General features: G+C 60.5%; 7 protein-coding genes. 4 read left to right on the top strand and 3 right to left on the bottom strand.

What is annotated here, in order from left to right:
• Positions 1-6: 6 nt before the first annotated feature.
• Complete coding sequence (locus GZ093_RS06730; RefSeq protein WP_296483834.1) at positions 7-264, bottom strand: FeoA family protein; 258 nt, start codon at positions 262-264, stop codon at positions 7-9.
• A 233-nt stretch (positions 265-497) separates the two neighbouring features.
• On the opposite strand from GZ093_RS06730, the gene GZ093_RS06735 reads away from it, so the two are divergent.
• The 3 genes from GZ093_RS06735 to GZ093_RS06745 all read left to right on the top strand — a co-directional run bounded on the left by GZ093_RS06735 (position 498) and on the right by GZ093_RS06745 (position 3,551).
• Complete coding sequence (locus GZ093_RS06735) at positions 498-2,201, top strand: acyl-CoA dehydrogenase family protein (RefSeq protein WP_296483836.1); 1,704 nt, start codon at positions 498-500, stop codon at positions 2,199-2,201.
• Between the two features lie 103 nt (positions 2,202-2,304).
• On the top strand, positions 2,305-2,727 hold the full coding sequence (locus tag GZ093_RS06740) for a hotdog fold thioesterase (RefSeq protein WP_296483838.1): 423 nt from the start codon (positions 2,305-2,307) through the stop codon (positions 2,725-2,727).
• 119 nt (positions 2,728-2,846) lie between these two features.
• Positions 2,847-3,551: a Crp/Fnr family transcriptional regulator gene (locus tag GZ093_RS06745; RefSeq protein WP_296483840.1), complete on the top strand. Its 705-nt coding sequence runs from the start codon at positions 2,847-2,849 to the stop codon at positions 3,549-3,551.
• Between the two features lie 8 nt (positions 3,552-3,559).
• Here the strand turns inward: GZ093_RS06745 and GZ093_RS06750 are convergent, their stop codons facing one another.
• Positions 3,560-4,069, bottom strand: a complete 510-nt coding sequence (locus GZ093_RS06750; RefSeq protein WP_296483843.1) for a hypothetical protein — start codon at positions 4,067-4,069, stop codon at positions 3,560-3,562.
• An 18-nt stretch (positions 4,070-4,087) separates the two neighbouring features.
• The gene (locus GZ093_RS06755; RefSeq protein WP_296483846.1) at positions 4,088-5,272 is read right to left on the bottom strand and encodes a DUF4382 domain-containing protein; all 1,185 of its coding nucleotides are present in this window, start codon (positions 5,270-5,272) and stop codon (positions 4,088-4,090) included.
• Positions 5,273-5,572: 300 nt separating this feature from the next.
• Between GZ093_RS06755 and GZ093_RS06760 the strand changes: the two genes are divergently transcribed.
• Positions 5,573-6,155: multiheme c-type cytochrome (locus GZ093_RS06760; RefSeq protein ID WP_296483849.1), on the top strand; the 583-nt coding region annotated here is incomplete at its 3' end.

Here is a 6,155-nt window from a genome sequence, read left to right on the forward strand (position 1 = left end):
GAGACCTTAGAGGATGGCGCCGTCTGGCGTTTGCACTTCAATGCACTGGGCTTCGAGCAGACGCAGGGCAAACAGCGTCTCGCCGACCTGTACCGCCAGCGGCTCACGCCCGCCCGGGCCACGGCGCAGCACCTGCACCGGCTCGCCGGCGATAAAACCCAGCTCCCCCAGTCGCCGCAGCGTGGCCTCGCCGACGTCGGCATTGGCCGGAACGACCCGCTGAACCACGGCGTGCGTACCGTTGGGAAGTTGAGACAAGAGCATGAAGGGAGCCTGTAGAAAGTGGAGATTTCGCATCAGAAGCGCATTAATCTAAATGAGAGTGTATCGCATTTAGATTCACCAAAAAAGTACAGGGACCGTGACCACCTGCGCCGGAGTTGACCTAGCGCAAACTCGGCCCTGACAAGGCTCAGCCCTCTAATTGCCAGCCCGGCAATCGCAAAGGTCAGCGGTATAGTGACCAGCTACCCTCTTACCAACCCAAGGTGCTTCATATGCTGCTGCTCAATCCCCGCCATCTGGTTCGCCATTACCCCGATCAACGCTCGCGCGAGATCATGGAGAAGACCGTCGCCTTCTTCGAGAAAAACGGCCTGACCAAGCTGAAAGCGGATTTTCACGGCGCGGTCTGGTACGAGGATTTCCTCAACTTCTGCAAGGAAGAGTGCATTTTTGCCTCCATGATGACGCCCGCCGAGCACGGCAAGGACGGCGAGCACGCGGTCTGGGACACTTGGCGCGTGTGCGGTTTTGCCGAAATCTTGGGCTTCTATGGCCTGCCCTACTGGTACGCCTACCAGGTCTCGGTGCTGGGCATCGGCCCCATCTGGATGAGCAAGAACAAGGTCGCGCAGGCCAAGGCGAAGCGCCTGCTTGACCAAGGCGAGGTTTTTGCCTTCGGCCTGTCCGAGAAAGAGCACGGCGCCGACATCTACTCGTCGGACATGATCGTGACCAAGCTGGACGACGGTACGTACCTGGCGTCGGGCGGCAAGTACTACATCGGCAACGCCAACAAGGCGCGCATGGTCAGCACCTTCGGCAAGATGGCGGATACCGGCGAGTACATCTACTTCGTCGCCGACTCGCAGCACCCCCAGTACGAGCTGGTGAAAAACGTGGTCTACAGCCAGAACTACGTGGCCGAGTACCAGCTGCATGAGTACCCCTTGAGCGAAGACGACATCCTGCACCACGGCGACGATGCCTGGAACGCCGCGCTCAACACCGTCAACGTCGGCAAATACAACCTCGGCTGGGCCTCGATCGGCATTTGCACGCATGCGTTTTATGAGGCTTTTGACCACGCCAGCAACCGCCATCTGTACAACATGACGGTGACGGATTTTCCGCATGTGCGCCAGCTCTTTACCGACGCCTACGCGCGCCTGGTGGCGATGAAGCTGTTTGGGCTGCGCGCCGCCGATTACATGAAAGCGGCGTCCAATGAAGACCGGCGCTATCTGCTGTTCAACCCGATCCAGAAAATGAAGGTCACGACGCAAGGCGAAGAGGTCATCAATCTGCTGTGGGATGTGATTGCCGCCAAGGGCTTCGAGAAGGACATGTATTTTGCAATGGCCGCCATCGACATTCGCGGCCTGCCCAAATTGGAGGGTACGGTGCATGTGAACATGGCGCTGATCATCAAGTTCATGGCCAACTACTTCTTTGCCCCGGCTGTGTACCCGGAGGTGGCGCGCCGCGACGAAGGCAGCAACGACAGCTTCCTGTTCGATCAGGGCCCGACCAAAGGCCTGGGCAAGATCAAGTTCCATGACTATCGCATCGCCTACAACAGCGTCGATACACCCAACCTCAGCGTGTTCAAGGAACAGATCGAGACCTTCAAGCAAATGGCGATGCTGGCGCCGCCCACGCCGGCGCAGGCCAAAGACATCGACTTTCTGCTGACCGTGGGCGAGATGTTCACGCTGGTGGTGTATGGCCAGCTGGTGCTGGAAAACGCGAAGATTTACGAAGTCGAGCCCGAATTGCTGGACCAGATTTTCGACTTCATGGTGCGCGACTTTTCCAAATTCGCCCTGCAGATGTACTCCAAACCCAGCAGCACCGAAGGCCAGATGGCGCAGTGCCTGAAGATGATCAGGAAGCCGGTGACCGATGATGTGCGCTACGCCAAGGTCTGGAGCGATCACGTCAGCAAGATGCAAGGACAGTACAAGATGCCCGATTGAGGCAGTCATGCACTTCAAAAAAGATAGCTGATGACGCCTGGTTGACAAGGGCCAGCGGCTTGTTTTGTTTATAGTCTAGACCCTTCGTCTTATTGGAGCCTTGATGACTATCTGGAAACGACCGATCTCGGTGGCTGAACTCACCGCTATCAGCGTCAACACCGCCGTTGACCACCTGGGGATGGAATTTCTGGAGGTCGGCGACGATTTCATCCGGGCGCGCGTGCCGGTGGACCACCGCACCAAGCAACCGTACGGGCTGCTGCACGGCGGCGTCAGCGTGGTGCTGGCCGAAACGCTGGGCTCTTGCGGCGCCGCCTACGCCAGCCCGGACGGTCAACTCGCTGTCGGGCTCGACATCAACGCCAACCACATCCGGGGCGTCACCAGCGGCTGGGTCACCGGCACCGCCCGCCCGGTGCACATTGGCCGCACCACCCAGGTTTGGCAGATCGACATGCACAACGATGCGGGCGAACTGAGCTGCCTGTCGCGCATCACGATGGCGGTGCTGGCGCCACGCTAGACACAAGATAGGCCGCCAGTCCTCTCCCTCAGAGGTCTAGCCGGCTATTTATCAAAAAGAGTAGCTGCTCAGACATATAGCCAAAGGGCTAGAGGCTGTTTTAATCATAGACAATAAGAATGAATCCCGGAACTTTCGACATGCAGCGCCTGCTGTCGGCGCTGCCGCTCTTTAGCGCGCTGTCGCCGCTGGAGCGCGAACGTGTCGCCCAAGGTTGCCAGTTAAAACGCCTGGCGCGCGGCGACATGTTTTTTCGGGTGGGTGAGGCCTGTGAGGCGTTTCACATCGTCGCATCAGGGCAAATCAAGCTCTATGTGGCGTCCCCTTCCGGGCAGGAAAAGGTGATTGAGATCATTGGCCCTGGTCGCAGTTTTGCCGAGGCGCTGGTGTTTCTGGGGCAACCGCACATCGTGAATGCGCAGGCACTGAGCGACACGCTGTTGGTCAGTGTGAGCAAACAGGCGGTGCTGGCTGAGGTGGAGCGCGACCCCCGCTTTTCGCTGCGCCTACTGGCGGGCATTTCGCGCCGACTGCACAGCTTGATTCAGGACGTTGAGAGCTACGCCCTGCACAGCGGCATGCAGCGCCTCATTGGCTACTTGCTGCGCGACGTCGAGGGGGCGGATGCCGGCAGCGGCAATCCCATCAGCATCACCGTCAGTTTGCCGGCCAGCAAGGCCACGATTGCCTCGCGCTTGTCACTGACACCCGAGTACTTTTCGCGCGTGTTGCACGAACTCGAAGCCCAGGGGCTGATTCAGATCGACAAACGCGAGATTCGCATTCTCGACGTGCACCGGCTCGCGAGCTTCGAGTCGCATTGATGGCTTGACTAATAGCGCCCCAGGTCCTGAATGGCGTCGACGACCAGCCCGGTGCCAATGGCAATCAGCAGAATGTCGGAGGCCACGCGCACATAGCGGTGCCCGGCCGGTGCCACGCCCAATTGGACGATGACGGCGGGCGGCAAACTGTAAGTCACCACGTCACGCGGCATCGGCTGACCCACTGCCCATTTGCGCGCTTGCCCCGGCGGCATGCAGCCATTGTTTTTCTTGGCCAGTCCGGGCGGGCAACGGCCCACGCGGTACTGCTCGCCGTAGTAATTGCTCACGGCTGTGCGCTGGTCATCGCGGAAGTGTCCGCTGGCCCGGTCTGGGCTGACCTGCGATGGGCTCTCCTGACGTGGCTGTTTCTGCTGCTGTTGCTGTTTCTGCTGCGGTTTGCCGTGCTTGCCACCACCCGCCCACTCCGGCTTCTCGGCCATGGCGCCTGCCGTGGCCAGCAGGCCTGCGAGCAGGAGCGCCAAGGCGCGGCCCGTTTTGATTTGCGTATTTTTCACTGTTGACCTTTCGAAGGGTTAAGGGAATGTGAGGTTGGTCTGGACCGTGGCATCCGCGGCCAAGGTGGGGAGTACTGTCGTCTTGTCGGTAAAGCCGGTCAAGCTGGCGTTGAGTGTGTACTTGCCGGCTGCAGCGGCGTCGGCAGCAAACACCAGGGCGCCCGGTGCCGCCACATAGGGTGCCACCAGCGGAGCGTTCACGGGCAGCGCGTAGGTGTAGAGACCCGTGCCGCCGTCAACGAAGCGGCCCGTGACTTCGATGGGGCCAGTCGTCAGTGGCTGCAGCACGCGCACCAAGGTATCCACCGGGGCGGTGCCCGTCACGGTTCCACTATCGGAAACCGCCGGGTTCAGCGCGCCACCAGAGGTGTTGACCGAAGTTACGGTGTCCGCGGCCACGACCACGTTGGTGACGACGGCCGTGGTGCGCCCGGGCGCCGTCAAGACCAGCGAGTAGTTGCCCGGTGCGACCGGCAGCAAGAACTTGCCGAAATTGGCGGGATCGATGCTGGGAGCGGTGGCCTTGATGACTACCCCGTTCTGCTGCAATGACACGCTGGCGAAGCCGTTGGCCAGGCCCGCATCCACGAAGCCGGTAACGCCGGAGATGTAGCGCGGAAGCACGCTGAGCTGCGGCTTGAGCAGATATTGGCCCGAATTGCCGGCGACCACGACCGATTTGCAGGCATCAAAGTCGATCACGAAATTGGCCAGCTGGTTCGGGGCGATAGTGAGGCTGAATTGCTTGGCCTTGACGCCCGATTGCTGGCCACTCGGTGTCTTGAGGGCGAGCTCGGCCTTGGTCGGGTCGCTGGTGAGGACCACGGAATTGGCCAGCACATTGGCGCCCGCGTTGTCTGCCAGCACCAGCCGCATTTGGTTGTAGCTACCGGTCGGCAGTGTGAGCTCGCCGAGTTCTGCCAGATCGCCGTTTTGCAGCTTGAGCAAATCCACGCGCAGGGCCGGGCTCAGCACAATCTCAGACCAACCGCCGTCGGTGTCGCTGGCGTTGCCGTTTTGGTGGATCCGGACCTTCTCGATGGTCACGTTGACGGCGTCATAGCCGCAAGCCGGAGCGTCGGTCAGCGCCAGGCTCAACCTGCCGCTGCTGTCGGTGCTGGCGCTGCCGCCACCACCACAGGCCGCGAGGCCTGCAATCAACACACCGCCCAGGGCCAGCTTCGAATGTCGGAGTAGTTTCATGGAATACCTTAAATAAATAGACAGGGGTACAAGGAACAGGACTGATTCGGTGTCTGCCGCGTTTCGCAGCGGTCGCTTGATCATGGTCTGCGCCTTGTCGCTCTCGTCGATCAGCATTCGGCGAGACGTCGAATTTTCATCATGCGGGGCGCCCGGCAGGCCGTCTGTGTGCTGGCACACCTTCGAGGACCAAGCGATTCATGGATCAGCGGCCATTAATCGTGTCTTTTCTTAAGTCACATTAAGTTCCTACCCGCGGCACCGGTTTACACTTCTTCACAATCATTTAAGGAGAACTCCATGAGGCGAATTGGTCGATTGATAGCGCAAATCTGGGTGGCACTGGCCTGCCTGTTGGCGCTGCCGGCATTTGCCGCCACCCCGGGGGCGAGCAAGACAGTGCGTGTTGACACCACGAACAAAAAATCGCCCGCCGATGCGGCGATCGGCAAGAACTGCCTCAGCTGCCACGGGCCCGAAGACGACCCGGGCATCTATGGCGAGTGGAAGAAGAGCACCCACGCGGCCAAGAACGTGGATTGCTACGACTGCCACAAGTCCAAGCAAGGCGACAAAGGGGCCTTCCTGCATGAGGGCGCCTATATTCATGTGGTCGTCAGCCCCATGACCTGCGCCAATTGCCATGCGACTGAAGTGGCGCAACAGCAGCGTTCGCACCACGCCAAGGCCGGCAATATTCTGGCCTCGCTGGACAACCTGCTGGGCGAGGTGATAGGCGGGCCCGCTGCCGTCAACGCTGGCTGTCTGCAGTGCCATGGCAGCACCGTTGAGCTTGATGACAAGGGACGTCCGACGCCGCAAACCTGGCCCAATACCGGCATCGGCCGGATCAATCCAGACGGCTCGCTCGGATCCTGCTCGG

Origin of the sequence: Rhodoferax sp., from assembly GCF_010365055.1 — a bacterium.
Classification (GTDB): domain Bacteria; phylum Pseudomonadota; class Gammaproteobacteria; order Burkholderiales; family Burkholderiaceae_C; genus Rhodoferax.